This is a genomic window from Neobacillus sp. B4I6, assembly GCF_050434045.1.
GTDB lineage: Bacteria > Bacillota > Bacilli > Bacillales > Cytobacillaceae > Neobacillus.
The window spans coordinates 705,120-721,140 of sequence record NZ_JBNPWB010000002.1 but is presented as its reverse complement, the minus strand read 5'-3'; the positions used below and the strand labels follow the sequence as shown (position 1 = coordinate 721,140).

Sequence of the window (16,021 nt, the reverse complement as noted above, 5' to 3'; positions counted from 1 at the left end):
CCGTTCACTTTTGGATCGGTTAATGGTTTATTGGTATTTTCAAAACCTGACCTGCATTTAGTTGGTTACTCGTTAGATGGTTTGCCTCCATAATAATTTCCATTCCCTTTGGGGACTGATAATACGTCATTGCTATCCTATAAAGGTTTTCATTTGGTTTAACCGTATGAGAAATGATTTTACTAGCTTCTGGTTCCGTCGATACTACGCTAGTTTCTGATTCTTTTTCTTTTTCACTATTAATATCTGATACCTGAGAATCCGTTTTGTTTTCATTTGTACTCTCGGGTTGAACAGATGTATCCACAGCCGTTTCAGTTTGTTCTACTCCGGCGTTAGGTTCTTGGCTAGTTTCTTCTGAATCATTAGCTTCAGAAATTGCTTCCTTCGATTCATCAGGATTTTCTAGTGTTTCCTCGTCATCTTTAGAATTTTCCAAATTAATCGTTTCATACCCTACTGATTCAACTGATAGTTTTTCAACACCATTTATTTTTTTAGCACCGTTACTGTAAGAGATTACACTAAATATGATTATAGGCAGGAGGATAAAGAACAAAACTAATAGACGAATAAGTGGATATTTTAGCTTCCATTTTGTTTTTTTCTTCTTTGGGCGATGTATCTGCTCCCGTGGCGGCAAAACTTCCATGTCTTCGACTTTTTCATTAATTTTTTCTATTCGCTGTTTTAATCTTTCCGCTTGGTCCCTGAATGGTTCTTCATTATTCATGGAGCTACTCCTCCCTGTTCATCTTCTCTGATTGGTCGTTTAAATTTTATATATACTCCTAATAAACAATCAATGACAAAATGCATAACAATTGTGACTGCTAAATTGTCTGTCCACTGAAATATTAAACCAATAAAAAAGCTTAATATAACAATATTTACAAACAAAAACCAATTAAAAAGGTATCGATAGTGGATGATTGCAAAAATAATACTTGCTAAAATGAGGCCTACTTTTGTTTGAATGATCCCTCTAAACAATAATTCTTCACTAAAAGCTACTAAAAGGGCAATGATAAGGATGTGAAACAAATTTCTATTTTTAAATATTCTTTCATTCAAACCGCCATCATCATAAAAGGACGAGGGCAGCGATTTCATTAAAAGTATATCGACCATTACCACTGTAATACCAGCAGGGAGTCCGATTGATATAATATGAAAGTCATTCAAAGAAATATTATTTAAATAGGAGAAATGGTCAAAAAATATAAAACCTAATATCAATGAGATCACACAGAGAATTCCCTGTGTCATGTACAGGTGAAAAAGCAAATCTTTATCCGTTAATTCATTAATTAATTCAAAATACTTTTTTTTCATTCCCTCAACTCACAATTGATTAGAATTTTAGCAAGATAGTCGTTCCAGTTTTTTTCATTTGTTTTTACTGAAGGAAAATGATTAGAATTAATATTTTGATAATCATTTATTTGAAGCCCGCAAATGTCGCAGCATGGATTTAGCTTGTTAGAAAATATTTCATCAAAATAATGTAAAATATATTCACGTCTGCAAGAATTGGTTTCAATCCATTTTTTCATGCAATAAATATTATTTTTCTTAATGGATAATCTTTCCTTAACAAAATCATTAATAGTGCATTGTAATTTTTCAAGGCTAGCCATTTCTAGAAATGAATTATTTACAAAGTCCTCAACAATCCTCCATTGAATCTCGGTAAAACCGCCAAGCTCCATTAGTTTCGTATTTAGATTGATCTTTCCATCCTTCAGAAGATGGTCATGTTCTACCTTTTTAAACAACCAGTCTATTTGCTGTTCAGATGGCAATTCATTCTCTGCAAGCTGGATTGGAAGCTGTTCATCCCCTGGCGAATATAAAAGGATGGCAATACTCGGTTCGCCATCACGACCTGCCCTTCCGATTTCCTGTAGAAAAGATTCTATTTGCATTGGCATGTGATAGTGAATAATAAAACGGATATTTTCTTTATTAATACCCATGCCAAAAGCACTCGTAGCACATATTACATCTAATTGCCCATAGATAAACTGTTGTTGAATCAGTATTCTTGTATTTTGATCCAATCCGCCATGATAGGCCATTGACTGACAGATACCTTTTTCTGTTAGTAATGTCGCCATCTGTTCAGCTGCTTTTTTACTTGAAAAATAAATAATTCCCGGTTTTTTCAATTTGGCAACAAACTCGAGGACACTGGCTTGTTTATCGCGGTAATCAAATAGTTCTTTTACATAAAAGCCGATATTGGGTCGGTCGATGGTCGATTCTATTTTTACTATTTCCTCTAAATCAAGTGAAGCAACAATGTCCTGTCGTACCTTTATTGTAGCTGTCGCTGTCAGTGCAAGCGTTAGTGGATTACCGAATTTCTTTCGAATCTCACCTAGTTTTGAATAATCCGGGCGAAAATCAAAGCCCCATTGGGAAATACAATGGGCTTCATCTACAACAAACAATGCAATCGTAAGCTCTTGAAGTTTACGAAGGATATAGGGAACTCTCAACATTTCAGGTGATATGAAGATAAATTTATATTGACTTAAATGATGAAGGGCCCTATTTCTTTCCTCTCCCGAAAGAAAAGAGTTTAAAGCAATGACTCTTTTTTCACCAAATCTTTTAAATTGTTCCACTTGATCCTGCATTAATGATAGAAGAGGAGAAATAATTAAAATGTGCCCATCTAAAATAATCCCAGGAAGTTGGTAACACAGGGATTTTCCAGTTCCAGTTGGGAGCATTGCCAGTGTATGCTGCCCAGCAAGAATGGAGGTGATTACCTCTTTTTGTCCAGTCTTAAACGTTTGATAACCAAAATGTTTTTTTAAAACCTTTTCTAATTCCATTATCTATCACCATATTTCGCTAAAACTAACCTTATTTGAAAATAAGTAGCAGCACCTACTTTTTCTTTTATCACTTTTAGCTGTTTGGTTACTTTTTGCCGCGAAACTTCCAAAATCATATTTTGTAACTCACTATCGACGTATGTATCAATGGAAAAATCCTTTACATTTAAGGCTAATTCAACAAGATGATCTTCTATTGTACTTAACTTTAAGTGTCTAAGATTTGCAATCATATCAAGGCTATATCCTTGTAATAATAATGCCTGTGTTTTCCTTGAGGAAAGGGTTAATTCATCATCTTGCATTAGATCATGGATAAGATAAGGTAAAATTTTAAACTGATTACCGTCTTCCATTATTTTTTGAATCAAGTAATGAAGGGTATTAGTAAAACCAATCTGATAATCATGAAAATCTAACTTCAGCTTTTTTGCTACTTGAAGAGGGGTTAATCCAATCTGCTGAAAACCAGTTAACCGAAACACTAAAAGTGATGGGTCCATGTCTTTCACTGTATTAAAACATTCATTTAACTCTGAATAGACAGCAGTCCCCATCTCCATCCTAGGTACGGTGATATCCTTTAGAGCAGCTTTTAACCAGATATGGACGTCTTTGTTTTTTTGAATGGGTATATATCTTGATTCCCTAAAAGCAAGATTGGATACTACCTGAATTAGTAGGGACAATCTTTCCCAAAATAGAGAGGATAATTGATGAAAGGTCCAGCCATTTATATATTTGGGCAATGGTTTGTTTTCTAGAAGTGTCATTCCAGAGGTCGTTACATCGTATCGTTGTTCCCCTATATTTATTAACCAATTTTTTTCTACCATTGATTGATGTATTTCATCAAAGGAGTCCCTTGTTAATTGCTCATAAATCCCAAAAAATTTTTTTAATGAAAATAGGTGGGCGTCTTGGATAGTTTGTGATGATTTTTTTCCATTCAACAGGTGATAGACGGAGTAAATCGTCCGTTCCCTGTTTAATTGTTTGACACTATAAAGAATAATGGATTCAAGTTGCATCATACTAAGTCCCCCGCCGTTTTTCGTACATTATCGACAAAATATCCATTTTTCTTCTTTATTCTACCATGAAATAATGTAGATTGTTGCCCAAAAATGTGGAAGAATTAGAAATTCAACTATATAATCTACAGGTATATGGGTATTTTTCTATTGAAAAGTTATCGATACAGTTTTACAATAGATATGAGTTATCCGTTTTCAATTTGATAATGGAAAATGTGTAAGAATAATTTTGTTTATATTACTGGGAGGTTTTTTTCATGGCAAAGTACACAATTGTGGATAAGGAAACTTGCATTGCATGTGGGGCTTGCGGCGCAGCAGCACCAGATATTTATGATTATGATGATGAAGGCATTGCATTTGTAACTCTTGATGATAATGAAGGAATTGTTGAAATTCCAGATGTATTAATCGATGATATGATGGATGCTTTTGAAGGCTGTCCTACTGATTCCATTAAGGTAGCTGATGAAGCTTTTGATGGTAATCCAACTAAATTTGAATAATATTTAGGTAAAACAAATGTTAAGCTACTACCTCTCTCCTTTTTAAGGTGAGAGGTTTTAATTTTTTACAAAAAAACAACAGGAGGAATGAGTCCATCCTGTTGTTTTTATTTATTAGACGCTTTTAATTGTTGTGTTCTTATTAATCCATGCCTGCATCCGAATGAACAGAAGCATAAAGATGGATGACATCATAACACCTTTTATTAAGTTAAAAGGTAAGATAGCAGGGACTACCAGATTACGCATATCAGGGAATCCCATAAGAGCAGTATAAGCCGGTAAAATGAAGAAGTAATTTAACAAACTCATCATTACCGCCATTATAGCTGTCCCGGCGATTAACGCTAATGTCATACCTTTTCTAGTTTTGAGTCTATTATATACGAAATATGTTGGCAGGATAAACACTATGCCAGCAGCAAAATTGGCTATATGGCCAACAGGAATTCCTGTAAAACTTCCTGTCTGAATATAATTAAGGACATTTTTAAAAAACTCAACTAATATTCCTGCAATTGGTCCAAAAATCAATGTGGCAATTAATGCTGGGATGTCGCTGAAATCGACAAACAAGAAATTTGGGAATAAAGGCAATGGAAATTGTATTAGCATTAACAGAAATGCAATACTGCTCAACATTCCAATTGACACATAAGCCCTTACATTCATTTTCCTCTGTTTCTTCATCTTCTTCATCTTCCTCTCTCCTTTTTTGATCCATCGCGTTTAGGAAGAGAGGTTCAGCAAACAGTCGAGACCTAAGTAAATAAAAACTCCCTCAAGAAAATATACTTGAGGGAGTTTACAAAGGCACGCTTAATAAACGTTCATTAAACATTAATTTTTTGAACGTCTGCAGAACCTCCATCTTCTCCCATCCAGACTATACTGTCGGCTTTGGAATCACACCAAATCCTGCCAAAACGGCTCGCGGGCTTATGAGTTTCACTCAAATACCGCCGATCGGGAATTTCACCCTGCCCCGAAGATAGATCGATATTTAATTACAATTATAATTATACTGCTTTCTGCATTTTTTGTTAAGTAAATGGTTTACGTTTTAACGCATTTGTAACTTTTAAAGTTGATTCTACAAAAAAAGCCGCAGACACTTGAGTCCACGGGTTGTTTATTATCTCAATTCACATTTAATACTTGCTTAGGTTTAATAAGATCCGAGGACAGATGGTTAAGCTGTTTAATACGTGTTACCGTCATATTTCTTTTCCTCGAAATGGAGTACAATGTGTCGCCTTGTTTGACGATATATTGCTTTTTTCCTTTCTCTGTTTTGTCTTCCTTTTGAAGTTTTACATGGGAGCTTGCTTCTAATACATCGTCATTGATTCCAGCTATTCCACCCTGTACATTCTCTCCTGTGTCCGCTTTTCCTAAGAACTTTTCTGGATCCAATGCATATTTCTTATCATATCTCCACTCATGCTGGTGGGTTTCAAAATGAAGATGGGTCCCAGTAGCTTGTCCCGTTCTCCCCATTTTCCCTATTACGGTTCCCTGCTTAATACTTTGACCTTCTAATACAGTTCGCTTGTTTAAATGGGCATAGACCGTAACAAAATGACTTGGATGTTTTATAAATACTACATTTCCGTATGTATTCGAATAATAGGATTTAACTACTTGACCATCATCGACGGCAAGAACAGGGGTGTTCAATTTTCCAGCAATATCAATTCCCTTATGTTTACCCATTCTCGTTCCATATGTATCAGAAATAATACCGTCTGCAGGCCATATCCACCCATCCTTTATCTCTTTCTCATCCTTCATACTTGCTTCGGAATGTATTCCACCTAAAAATAACAAACTGACACATAGCGCCATAATTAGGGCAATAAGAACCCTTTTTATGTAGTCTCGCATTTTCTTCATTCAACCTCCTTAGTTCTTTTCCTCCTCCACACCATATGTTAGTTGTTTCACCTTTAGAACATATACCTTGGTGGAGGGGCGATTAGACATACTTGTTATAATTTGGAGATTATAGTTATTTTATTCATGATAAAAAAAATCAACCACTAGGGGTTGATTGAAAAATAATTATTGAAGCGTCTGTAGGTTTGGAGCACGAGGGACTTTGTTTTCCTTTGATAGGTCAAATGTTCCGATTTTTTTTATAGGCGAATTTTTTATAATGACCTTTTCTAAACCAAATTCTTTAGCTGTTAATAACAAGGACTCATAAGCGTTAATCGTAACTTGGTCTTCTCGTAGACTCGAATTTTCATCTATTGTAACAAGTAAAGTTTTTTCTTTAATGGATACATCCTTAATCGGCAGAGCTGGAAAAAGTGAACTTTTTAACCCTAATAGGGGCTGATCATTCTTCATTGCCTCCAAAGCCCTATTAATATCAGTATACGTCTCTATTGATGGAACTAAGTAGGGGATTTCACTATCTTTGGAAAAATAAAAAAAGAAGGCATGATTCTTCTTTTGGACGACTTCAATTTCCTCTTTCCTGCCAAGATTCCCTAGTTCAATTCCAGGCTCACCATTTGTTGAAAATCGGATTTTTTTTATGTTACTGTTCGAAGAAATATCTTTTTGTAATACATTCATAAAATTTGTTTCTGTTGTTGATCCTTGGCCGTACTGATGGGTTGACGGCACATCAACCAAAACAGTTTTATCTTTATTATCAAGCCTCAGCGTAGCATTAAGTGGATAAAATTCGCTTAAACCCCATTCTTCTTCCTTTAAACTCACCATGTTTTCATTAAATATAGTTAGCCATGATTTATCATTTGAATCATTTACTATAGTGGAAACTGGAACAAGTATTTGCGCTTGTGGATCTGGAATCCAATATGTTAAGACCCTTCCATTGTCTACTTCATCATCATAGACTGCTGTTTTCAAAAGTTCATTATTCTCAGCTGCTGAAAAGGTCTTTGCTTTTAAATTGTCATCTTCTTTTTTCAAAGCACTGGTGGAATCTTCATCCGCTGTTTGCATTTCCTGCCCAGATGAAGCATTTTTTTGACTTGATTTATCCTCTGAGTATTGGGTTCCGACCATTAATTTAGGAACTAAGATGAAAAAAATGAGCAATGCACATGCAGTAGCGAGTCCAGGCAGGAGCCATTGTTTTATTTTTGTCTTTTTTATAGAAAGATTCTGATAAATGTCACGAGGATTGCGATCATCTTGTATTTTGGGCATTTGCCTTAATAGTTCTTCGAGCTGCTTATCGCTCCACTCTGACTTTTTCACTAGCCGCTCCCTCCTTCTGATAAGACATTTCCATATGTTTCTTCAATACCTTTAACGAACGGTGCTGTGTCGTTTTCACCTTGCTTTCTGTCCAGCCTAATGCTTGGGCTGTTTCAACAATCGATAAATCTTGAATATATCGCAGAATAATAACAGCTCTTTGATCCATTGTGCAATATTCTAGACAATTGTAAACCCACCTGATTTCTTCCTTTAGTACCATGATTTCTTCTGGTATAGGATATCCATCTTTCAGCTGATCGGTGGACCAATCAAATTTTTCGAGTAAACGTACTTTCCATCCCTTTTGTTTTCGGAAGAAGTCAATGGCTACATTTCTTGCAATCGAAAACAACCAGGTTTTCTCACTGCTTTTCCCTTCAAAACGGCGATAAGATTTAAAGACTCTTATATAGACTTCTTGGACAAGATCCTCGGCATGTTCTTTGTTCCTGACCATATAAAATAGAAATTGAAAAACGTCATGATGATATTTTTGGTAAAGTTCATCGAAAACGGAGTCCATCAATTCCCCTCCCCGTTCATAATATTAGTCGAATTATATGTATAAAAAGTTTCATCTTATAAATATAGACTTTTTTGTGACAAAAAGGAAGGTATAAATTGGAATTCATTTCCTAAAAAATTGATACAAAAAACTCATCCTATTAAAGGATGAGCACATAGCTTTCAATTTTTATTGTTCCTCGTGAATCAAGAACAATCGGCAAAATACTTGTTCATTTTACTATTTTCGAGGCACTAAAAAGGAAAATGTCGTTCCTTGACCGAGTTTACTCTGAACAGAAATATGACCTCGATGTGCATCCATAATATTTTTAGCTATGGCTAGTCCAAGTCCTGTTCCTGCTCTTCCTCTCGTTCGAGCTTTATCAGCCTTATAAAACCGTTCAAACACAAAAGGTAAATCTTCTTCAGGAATACCCGACCCAGAATCTTTAACTCTAATCATTACGCCCTTATCTTCTGAAGTCACACTTAATTTAACAGAACCGCCTTTAGGTGTATGTCTTATGGCATTACCAATTAAATTTGTGAGAACCTGTTCGATTCGATCAGGATCAAAAGAAATGGAGGTGATTTCATTATCTATCTCTGCAAATAATTGAATTTCATTTTCTTTAGCTAATCCCTGGAACTTGTGGATAATTCGATTGATAAATGAAGAGATATTAGTTTCCTCCATTGTTAATTGAAGATGTCCGGCTTCCATTCGGGCTAAATCTAGCAATTCATTGACAAGCCGGCCCATACGCAAGGATTCATCATAAATGACCTTTGCCATTTCCTTTTTCTCTTCTTGGGATTCAGCAATATCATCAACGATTGCCTCACTATAGCCCTGCAACATCGATATTGGCGTTCTAAGCTCATGAGAAACGTTTGCAATAAAGTCTTGTCTCATTTTATCTAACTGTCTTTCCTCAGTCATATCCCTCAGAACGGCTACTGCACCGCGAATAAAACGGTTACTATATAATGGACTAACTAGGATGACCCAATGTCTGCCTTGGAATGAAATTTCACCCATTTGTTCTGTTTCAGTATCGACCGCTTTCTGAAATAGATCCATTACCTCTGGTGGAATGGCCTCGGAATCCGTACTAATTCCACCCATTTCATAATACCAATATTGAAGAAAGCGGTCTGCTGGAGGATTGGTGATTAGAATCGCCCCATCCCGATTAAAGGTAATAACACCATCTGCCATACTGCTTAGGATACTCGATAATTGCTCTTTTTCTTGGCTAAGTGCACTCATATTGAATTTTAATTGTCTTCCCATTTGATTAAATGCAGTTGCTAGTTCCCCAATTTCATCATGTGTAAGGATGGGTACTTTTGTATCGAATTTCCCTCTGGCCACTTCAAAGGCTGCTTCTCTCATCTTTCTTAAGGGAGCTGCAATTCTTGTGGACAAAAAGAAGGCAAAAATAGTTGTAAGGATAATAGCTACACCCGCAACAAGTAAAATAAATTTAGTTGTTTCATGGGTTGTTTCTTGCATTACTTCTAATGATTGATAAATAAAAACGGCACTTTTTTCTTCCCCGGGCAAATGCAAAGGTACACCAATAATTGAATACTTAGCATCCTTTTTATCTTCCTTAAAGGAAAGCGTGGAAATCTTTTCAACAGTCCTATCTTTTTTTAATACTTGTGATAATTTCGGGTCATTTTTAATATCAGTAAAGGATAACCTATTTGAAAGATTCGTGTTTGGAGAGTAATAGACTTCACTCTCATTTTTAACAATTACTACATTGTTGACATTATCAATAATTTCCCAAGATATCTCTAATCCAAGTGGTAATTTTTCATTAGGATGTTTTTCTAAAACATTCGCAATTTTCTCAGCTGTATTGGTCAAATCCTTTTTCATCTCAAGAGTATTGTAGTTTTGGAAAAATTCGAGAAGCATGATTGTTAAGATGAATAGCACAAAAGATACTAATAAAAGGATCGTTAACCATAGCTTTCCTACAACACTTCTTAATAATGTCATTCATTAATAACCTCAAATTTATAGCCTACGCCCCAAACTGTAACAATCATTCTTGCAGCTTGTTCAGAAACCTTGTTTAATTTTTCACGGAGACGCTTTACGTGCGTATCAACTGTACGTAGATCGCCAAAAAATTCATAATGCCAAACTTCTTTTAGTAACTGCTCACGGTCAAAAACCTTATCTGGTGCCTTCGCTAAGAAATAGAGCAATTCATATTCTTTTGGCGTTAAACTTACTTCTTTACCATCTGCTGCTACCCTATGTGCATCATTATCAATGGTTAAGTGTGGGAATACAATGACGTCTTTCGTTGTCGTTTCCGTTTGCAGGTAACTTGTTTGTGAAGACCTTCTTAACAAGGCCTTGACACGCAGGACTACTTCCCTTGGACTAAATGGTTTGACTATATAGTCATCAGTGCCCACTTCAAAGCCTTGGACGCGATTAATTTCTTCCCCTTTTGCAGTAAGCATGATTACCGGTGTTGCCTTCTTTTCTCTTAATTCACGACAAACTTCAATTCCGTCTTTCCCTGGCATCATTAGGTCAAGAAGAATGACATCATAGTCATTAGCAAACGCTTTTTCTAATGCCTCGGTTCCATCTTCTGCTTCATCAATTGTATAGTCTTCACGCTCTAAATACATTTTTAATAAACGGCGAATCCTTTCCTCATCATCTACAACTAAAATTTTCACGTCTTTTTCCATTATTAATCCCCCCATGGAGTTTATTTTACAAAACGCTATTGTTTTATGCCATATTTTCGTGCTAATTACTCCTATAAAAAGTGTCAATAATTTGACAACGCTAACTACACTTAAAAATTTTATAAAAAGCCTTCACTTTTTATAAGTGAAGGCTATAATATTTTACCCAAGTCCTAATTGTGAATGCTCAACCCGCATAGGAATGTAAGCCAGCAATAACGAGATTGACTGCAACAAGGTTAAACATAATTATTACAAAGCCGATTACTGCTAACCATGCAGATTTTTCGCCATGCCACCCTTTGGAGAGACGAAGATGTAAAAATGCTGCATAGAATAGAAATGTTATTAATGCCCAAACTTCTTTTGGATCCCATCCCCAAAATCGTGACCAAGCCATTTGTGCCCATATCATTGCAAAAATGAGTGCACCTAGTGTAAACACTGGGAAACCGATTAATACAGAGCGATAGCTAATTTCATCAACAAAGTCTAGTTTAATATTTTTAACAAGCGGTTTTAGTGCTGCAGCAATTCGTTTTCGTAATATTAATCTAATTAAGCCATAAATAACGAGTCCCGCCATTAATGACCAAATGACTGTATTTAATTTTTTGGCATTAATAAAAGCTGGTACCTCGAACAAAGGCTTAAATCCGTCTTTTGTTAATATGTCTCCTTCATAAGGACCGGAAATGGCAGGCATCGTATATTCAACAATAGCCTGGTTATCATGTTTATCAACCCAATTAAATTTCTCATGGTAACCCAACCCTGAAAATACTGAAGATACGGCTACGAAACCAAGTACCGTAACTAATGAAAACATGACCATTTCAAGCCAAAAGGTTTGTTTGTTGGATTTTGTTTGATCAATTGCCTTTACGAGATAAATAAGCCCTGCCGCAAAGCTAATCGATAGAATAGCTTCTCCCATCGCCGCAGTAGTTACGTGAATATGCAGCCAATAACTTTGTAATGCGGGTATTAATGGCGTAATATCCTTTGGAAACATACTTGCATAAGCGATTACCAATATGGCGACAGGCATTGTAAATAATCCTAGTAAGGTCGTTCGATAAATAAAATAAATGACAATAAATGCACCTACAAGCGCCATTCCGAAGAATGTCGTGAACTCAAACATGTTACTAACTGGAGCGTGACCCGCAGCAATCCATCTAGTGATAAAGTAACCAAGTTGCGAAACAAAACCAACAATTGTTAATAGTACAGCAATCTTCCCCCATCTGTTGGTTCCTTCCTTTTCATTCGATTGTTTCTTTGATTTAATAGACCCTCCGAAGAACAGGGTAGCAATTAAATATAGTATAAAAGAAATAAATAATAAATTACTACTTATTGTAGCCAACTAGACACTCTCCTTATCCTTAGGTTTATCAGTATCTTCCCTTTGAACTTGATCATCTGGCATTTCAAGTTTCGTATCTGTTAAAACTGTTTCAATTTCTTTTTTTAGTCCATACCAATTTTTGTTTGTATGCGCTGCAATCCAAATTTGTCCATTTTTGTTTTGAATCCAAATTCGACGGTGGTTCCAATAAGCTCCTTGTATGACGCCAATCATAAATATGATTCCACCTAATATAATCGCCCATAATGTTGAATCTTTCCGAACAATAAATCCTGAAACATTCTTTGTTTCGATTCCTTTAAATGCCATTTTATATTGATTAGCCCCAAATGGCTCGATGGTTTGCTTGATGGCAACGAAACTTGTTTCCCCTTTTGGCTTTTCAGGGGATACCATCCGGAAGACAAAGGCAGGGTTGTTTGGAACTCGTGATTTTGTTGTTGGCTCCCCATTTTCCGCAAATTCGAAATCTGGAAAGTAGTTTAGAATTTCAACAGAATACCCATTACCAAGATCATACTTCATCTTCGGATCTGTAAGATCAATTTTAAGATCGTTAATGGCTTTTTTTGTATTTTTATTTGTTAACGAAAATGACATCGTATTGAGTTCATTTCGGAATGAAGCTTGGAAGACAGAATAACCTTCAAAGGTGAGAGGGAGATTTACTCTTACCTTATATTCTGTTACTTTCTTGAGCTTTGGTTTCTCGCCAGGTAGATTATTTCCAACACGCTTATAAAGAACAACATTCGATTGATAATTTTTCACAACATCTCCAGCCATATTAATAGCCTTTTCAAATGTTTTGTCTTTATTTTTATCATAGTGTTCTAAAATGAATTTGTTATTTTGGAGATAGAACTGTCCTTCTGTCTCAGGAACAAGAGCTGTTTCTCCCTCCCTGACCCAAAGGTTCTCATTTACATACATTCCAGGAATAAAGCGCAGCATCCCGCCGAGTAAGAAAATTATTAATCCAACATGGTTTACATACGGACCCCAGCGAGAAAAACGCCCTTTTTCAGCTAAGATATCTCCATTTTCTTCGCGGACATGGTAACGTCTTGCCTTTAAATGCTTCTTAATTATCGTAAGATCATTTTCATCTGCACTTTCATTCACACCAAAAATGCGCTGACGTTTTAAAAAACCTTCGTGTCTTGTAACCCTTTGGGCCTTAAGGGCCTTATATAATGGCACCACCCGATCGAGACTACAAATGACCAAGGATATACCGATCATCGCAATTAATAATAAATACCACCAGGAACCATATAAATTATTAAAACCTAATTGGTAATATAATTTACCAACCCAACCATATTCTTGCTCGTAATAAACATCTGCAGGCAAGTCTATATACATTTCCTGCGGCAAAATCGTACCAAGTGATGAAGCTATTAAGGTAATAATAATCAGCCAAACGCCAACCTTTACTGATGAAAAAAAGTTCCATATTTTATCAATAAATGTTTTATTATATGTTTGTGAACGTCTTGCACTTCCTTCATAGCGCATATCGAGAAGTTCTGCAGGGTTAATTTTCTCATCCAGCACTTTTCCGCATGCTTCACATAAAACAGTTCCATGTGGATTTACATGCCCGCATTCACATTTAACATCTTTCATTGAAAAAACTCCCAACAACCTAAGGTTTTATTTTCTCCATAAATTCCCTAATTTTCTCTTCTGTTAACTCACCCGTGTAATATTTAACGACCTTGCCATTCTTATCAATCAAAAATGTAGCTGGCAGCGGATCAATTCCATAAGTATTCATTACTTCCTTATCTGTATCAATCATAATCGGAAAATCCAGCTTAAGACGGTCAGCAAATTGATTAACTGCAAGTTTAGATTCTTGAATATCTACTGTTAAAACTTGTACCCCTTTGTCCTTATACTGATGATACTGATTATTAATATACGGCATTTCCTTTTTACAAGGCGGGCACCATGTTCCCCAGAAATTTAAGAAAACCCCTTGGCCGCGATAATCTGAAAGCCGATGTTTATTTCCTTGCATATCAACTAATGCAAAATCAGGAGCTAAGCTATCAACCGCCACTTTTTGTTTATTATCTTGTGTAAAATTAGCATATAGCGTATAAACAACGGCAGCCCCTAGTAAAAGTAGTATGATAGTTCTTACAACTAATCGCCGCTTTTTCAATTAATTCCCCTCCAGTAAATCACATGAACAGTTTGTCTAATTATAGCATTTTACAACACAAATACCGTGTAAATGAAGAATAGCATTTGTGACGGTTTTATGAATTTTTTTTGGTTGAGCCTAACCCCAGTGCCCTTAGCTGCTTTACTTCATGTGGGGTTAGCTCTCTTGCATCGCCCGTTTTTAAACCATTTAGTGTTAAGAAGGCATATCGTTCACGCTTTAATTTCAATACATCATGACCAATTGCTTCAAACATCCTTCTAACTTGACGATTTCTACCTTCATGGATGGTTATTTCAACAATGGCCGATTGTTTTTTATTATCTGCTGAAAGCAATTTCACTCTAGCTGGAGCTGTTTTTCCATCTTCTAGACGGATTCCTTTTTCAAGCTTCCTTAGATTTTCCTTTGAGGGAATGCCTTTTATTTTTGCAACATAAACTTTGTCTATTTCACTTTTCGGATGCATGAGTAAATTAGCAAATTCTCCATCATTCGTTAAAACTAATAATCCTGATGTATCATAATCAAGGCGGCCAACGGGATAAATCCTTTCTTTTAAATGCGGAAAGAAATCCGTCACTACCTTTCTACCCTTCTCGTCGTTCACACTTGAAATAACTCCTCTTGGTTTATATAAAAGGAAATAAACAGGTTCTTCTTTCTCAATCTGTATTTCATTTACCTCTACCTTATCAGATGAAGATACCTTCAGACCAAGCTCTGTAACAACCTTTCCGTTAACCTTTACACGCCCTTCTTTAATTAAATCCTCAGATTTCCTTCTTGAAGCAATGCCCGCTCGAGCAATTACCTTTTGCAATCTTTCCATTCATTCCACCTCGAATTTATCTGTATAAAAAATAAGATGGCTCCATAGAGCCATTGGTTTCCTTTTCAGAAATAGTAATTTCCTTATTACTAGGGTAACGAACACAGAAACCTATCCTAATGAATTATGACATAATTTCTTCACTTTTCAAAGTCACGGGTATTATTACAGAAAAATATTAAAATAGCATGTTCAAATTGAACATGCTCATTCATTTTATATTATTTTGTTCCAAAAAACATCGATACTACTACAATTGCAGCGATAATTCCGACTACGTCGGCAAGTAGACCCACTTTTAGGGCATCCCCCATTTTTTTTATACCAACTGCGCCGAAATAGACAGTTAAAACATAAAAGGTTGTGTCTGTACTCCCTTGCAAAACAGAAGCCAGGCGGCCAATAAATGAGTCTGGCCCATAAACGCCAATTAAATCACTTGTCATTCCCAGTGCAGCATTTCCAGAAATAGGCCTGATAATCAATAATGGCACTATTTCCGCGGGTACTCCAATTGATTTCATCATCGGTCGAATCCAATTCATTAAAGCGTCTAATGCACCGGACGCTCGAAAAATTGAAATGGCCACAAGCATACCAACAAGGAAGGGGATAATTGAAAAGGCAATCTTAATGCCCTCTTTTCCACCTTCAACAAAACTTTCATAGGTTGGGACGCGTTTGAAGGTACCATATAATAGAATAAACCCAATTAGTAAGGGGATAAATGTTAACGAAATAATCGATATCATCTCCATGTTTT

At 35.9% G+C, this 16,021-nt stretch carries 16 protein-coding genes and 1 riboswitch; of the genes, 1 reads left to right on the top strand and 15 read right to left on the bottom strand.

Going from position 1 to position 16,021, the window contains the following annotated elements; translation table 11 throughout:
- Positions 1–19: 19 nt before the first annotated feature.
- Genes QF028_RS05465 through QF028_RS05450 form a run of 4 tightly spaced genes read right to left on the bottom strand, consistent with a single transcriptional unit; the run spans position 20 to position 3,883 of the window.
- Entirely contained in the window at positions 20–733 is a 714-nt protein-coding gene (locus QF028_RS05465; protein ID WP_429464451.1) for a LysM peptidoglycan-binding domain-containing protein, read from the bottom strand.
- Positions 730–1,335: a CPBP family intramembrane glutamic endopeptidase gene (locus tag QF028_RS05460; protein ID WP_429464450.1), complete on the bottom strand. Its 606-nt coding sequence runs from the start codon at positions 1,333–1,335 to the stop codon at positions 730–732. Before QF028_RS05460 ends, QF028_RS05465 begins: the two co-directional genes overlap by 4 nt.
- Positions 1,332–2,846, bottom strand: coding sequence for a RecQ family ATP-dependent DNA helicase (locus tag QF028_RS05455; protein ID WP_429464449.1), 1,515 nt, complete (start codon positions 2,844–2,846; stop codon positions 1,332–1,334). The genes QF028_RS05460 and QF028_RS05455 overlap by 4 nt, the downstream gene beginning before the upstream one ends.
- Positions 2,846–3,883, bottom strand: a complete 1,038-nt coding sequence (locus QF028_RS05450) for a helix-turn-helix domain-containing protein (RefSeq protein WP_429464448.1) — start codon at positions 3,881–3,883, stop codon at positions 2,846–2,848. The genes QF028_RS05455 and QF028_RS05450 overlap by 1 nt, the downstream gene beginning before the upstream one ends.
- Positions 3,884–4,143: 260 nt before the next feature.
- Between QF028_RS05450 and QF028_RS05445 the strand changes: the two genes are divergently transcribed.
- Positions 4,144–4,392: a ferredoxin gene (locus QF028_RS05445; protein ID WP_024030326.1), complete on the top strand. Its 249-nt coding sequence runs from the start codon at positions 4,144–4,146 to the stop codon at positions 4,390–4,392.
- A 114-nt stretch (positions 4,393–4,506) separates the two neighbouring features.
- On the opposite strand, the gene QF028_RS05440 is transcribed toward QF028_RS05445, so the two are convergent.
- The 11 genes from QF028_RS05440 to QF028_RS05390 form a co-directional block, all read right to left on the bottom strand.
- Positions 4,507–5,091 carry an ECF transporter S component gene (locus QF028_RS05440; protein WP_214718958.1) on the bottom strand — a complete coding sequence of 195 codons (585 nt, stop codon included), beginning with the start codon at positions 5,089–5,091 and terminating at the stop codon, positions 4,507–4,509.
- Positions 5,092–5,257: 166 nt separating this feature from the next.
- Positions 5,258–5,389: riboswitch (FMN riboswitch) on the bottom strand.
- Between the two features lie 143 nt (positions 5,390–5,532).
- Complete coding sequence (locus tag QF028_RS05435; protein WP_251033132.1) at positions 5,533–6,288, bottom strand: peptidoglycan DD-metalloendopeptidase family protein; 756 nt, start codon at positions 6,286–6,288, stop codon at positions 5,533–5,535.
- Between the two features lie 168 nt (positions 6,289–6,456).
- Entirely contained in the window at positions 6,457–7,632 is a 1,176-nt protein-coding gene (locus tag QF028_RS05430) for a negative regulator of sigma-X activity (protein WP_429464447.1), read from the bottom strand.
- Complete coding sequence (sigX, locus tag QF028_RS05425; protein ID WP_429464446.1) at positions 7,607–8,158, bottom strand: RNA polymerase sigma factor SigX; 552 nt, start codon at positions 8,156–8,158, stop codon at positions 7,607–7,609. The genes QF028_RS05430 and sigX overlap by 26 nt, the downstream gene beginning before the upstream one ends.
- A 222-nt stretch (positions 8,159–8,380) precedes the next feature.
- Positions 8,381–10,159 (bottom strand): ATP-binding protein, encoded by a 1,779-nt coding sequence (locus QF028_RS05420; RefSeq protein ID WP_215005025.1) that lies wholly within the window; start codon positions 10,157–10,159, stop codon positions 8,381–8,383.
- Entirely contained in the window at positions 10,156–10,872 is a 717-nt protein-coding gene (locus tag QF028_RS05415) for a response regulator transcription factor (RefSeq protein WP_168244951.1), read from the bottom strand. The genes QF028_RS05420 and QF028_RS05415 overlap by 4 nt, the downstream gene beginning before the upstream one ends.
- A gap of 187 nt (positions 10,873–11,059) precedes the next feature.
- Positions 11,060–12,244, bottom strand: coding sequence for a c-type cytochrome biogenesis protein CcsB (gene ccsB, locus QF028_RS05410; protein ID WP_429464445.1), 1,185 nt, complete (start codon positions 12,242–12,244; stop codon positions 11,060–11,062).
- The gene (gene resB, locus QF028_RS05405; RefSeq protein ID WP_429464444.1) at positions 12,245–13,879 is read right to left on the bottom strand and encodes a cytochrome c biogenesis protein ResB; all 1,635 of its coding nucleotides are present in this window, start codon (positions 13,877–13,879) and stop codon (positions 12,245–12,247) included.
- A 19-nt stretch (positions 13,880–13,898) separates the two neighbouring features.
- Positions 13,899–14,423: a thiol-disulfide oxidoreductase ResA gene (resA, locus tag QF028_RS05400; protein WP_214718946.1), complete on the bottom strand. Its 525-nt coding sequence runs from the start codon at positions 14,421–14,423 to the stop codon at positions 13,899–13,901.
- Between the two features lie 97 nt (positions 14,424–14,520).
- Positions 14,521–15,258 (bottom strand): 23S rRNA pseudouridine(2605) synthase RluB, encoded by a 738-nt coding sequence (rluB, locus tag QF028_RS05395; protein ID WP_088088839.1) that lies wholly within the window; start codon positions 15,256–15,258, stop codon positions 14,521–14,523.
- A gap of 221 nt (positions 15,259–15,479) precedes the next feature.
- A complete protein-coding gene (locus tag QF028_RS05390) occupies positions 15,480–16,016 on the bottom strand; it encodes a spore maturation protein (RefSeq protein WP_429464443.1) in 537 nt (178 codons plus the stop codon).
- Positions 16,017–16,021: the final 5 nt, after the last annotated feature.

Excerpts from the sequence above, each read along its gene's own strand:
- QF028_RS05465 (WP_429464451.1), bottom strand. The coding sequence starts at position 733 with ATGAATAATGAAGAACCATTCAGGGACCAAGCGGAAAGATTAAAACAG.
- QF028_RS05460 (WP_429464450.1), bottom strand. The coding sequence starts at position 1,335 with ATGAAAAAAAAGTATTTTGAATTAATTAATGAATTAACGGATAAAGAT.
- QF028_RS05455 (WP_429464449.1), bottom strand. The coding sequence starts at position 2,846 with ATGGAATTAGAAAAGGTTTTAAAAAAACATTTTGGTTATCAAACGTTT.
- QF028_RS05450 (WP_429464448.1), bottom strand. The coding sequence starts at position 3,883 with ATGATGCAACTTGAATCCATTATTCTTTATAGTGTCAAACAATTAAAC.
- QF028_RS05445 (WP_024030326.1), top strand. The coding sequence starts at position 4,144 with ATGGCAAAGTACACAATTGTGGATAAGGAAACTTGCATTGCATGTGGG.
- QF028_RS05440 (WP_214718958.1), bottom strand. The coding sequence starts at position 5,091 with ATGAAGAAGATGAAGAAACAGAGGAAAATGAATGTAAGGGCTTATGTG.
- QF028_RS05435 (WP_251033132.1), bottom strand. The coding sequence starts at position 6,288 with ATGAAGAAAATGCGAGACTACATAAAAAGGGTTCTTATTGCCCTAATT.
- sigX (WP_429464446.1), bottom strand. The coding sequence starts at position 8,158 with ATGGACTCCGTTTTCGATGAACTTTACCAAAAATATCATCATGACGTT.
- QF028_RS05420 (WP_215005025.1), bottom strand. The coding sequence starts at position 10,159 with ATGACATTATTAAGAAGTGTTGTAGGAAAGCTATGGTTAACGATCCTT.
- QF028_RS05415 (WP_168244951.1), bottom strand. The coding sequence starts at position 10,872 with ATGGAAAAAGACGTGAAAATTTTAGTTGTAGATGATGAGGAAAGGATT.
- resB (WP_429464444.1), bottom strand. The coding sequence starts at position 13,879 with ATGAAAGATGTTAAATGTGAATGCGGGCATGTAAATCCACATGGAACT.
- rluB (WP_088088839.1), bottom strand. The coding sequence starts at position 15,258 with ATGGAAAGATTGCAAAAGGTAATTGCTCGAGCGGGCATTGCTTCAAGA.
- QF028_RS05390 (WP_429464443.1), bottom strand. The coding sequence starts at position 16,016 with ATGGAGATGATATCGATTATTTCGTTAACATTTATCCCCTTACTAATT.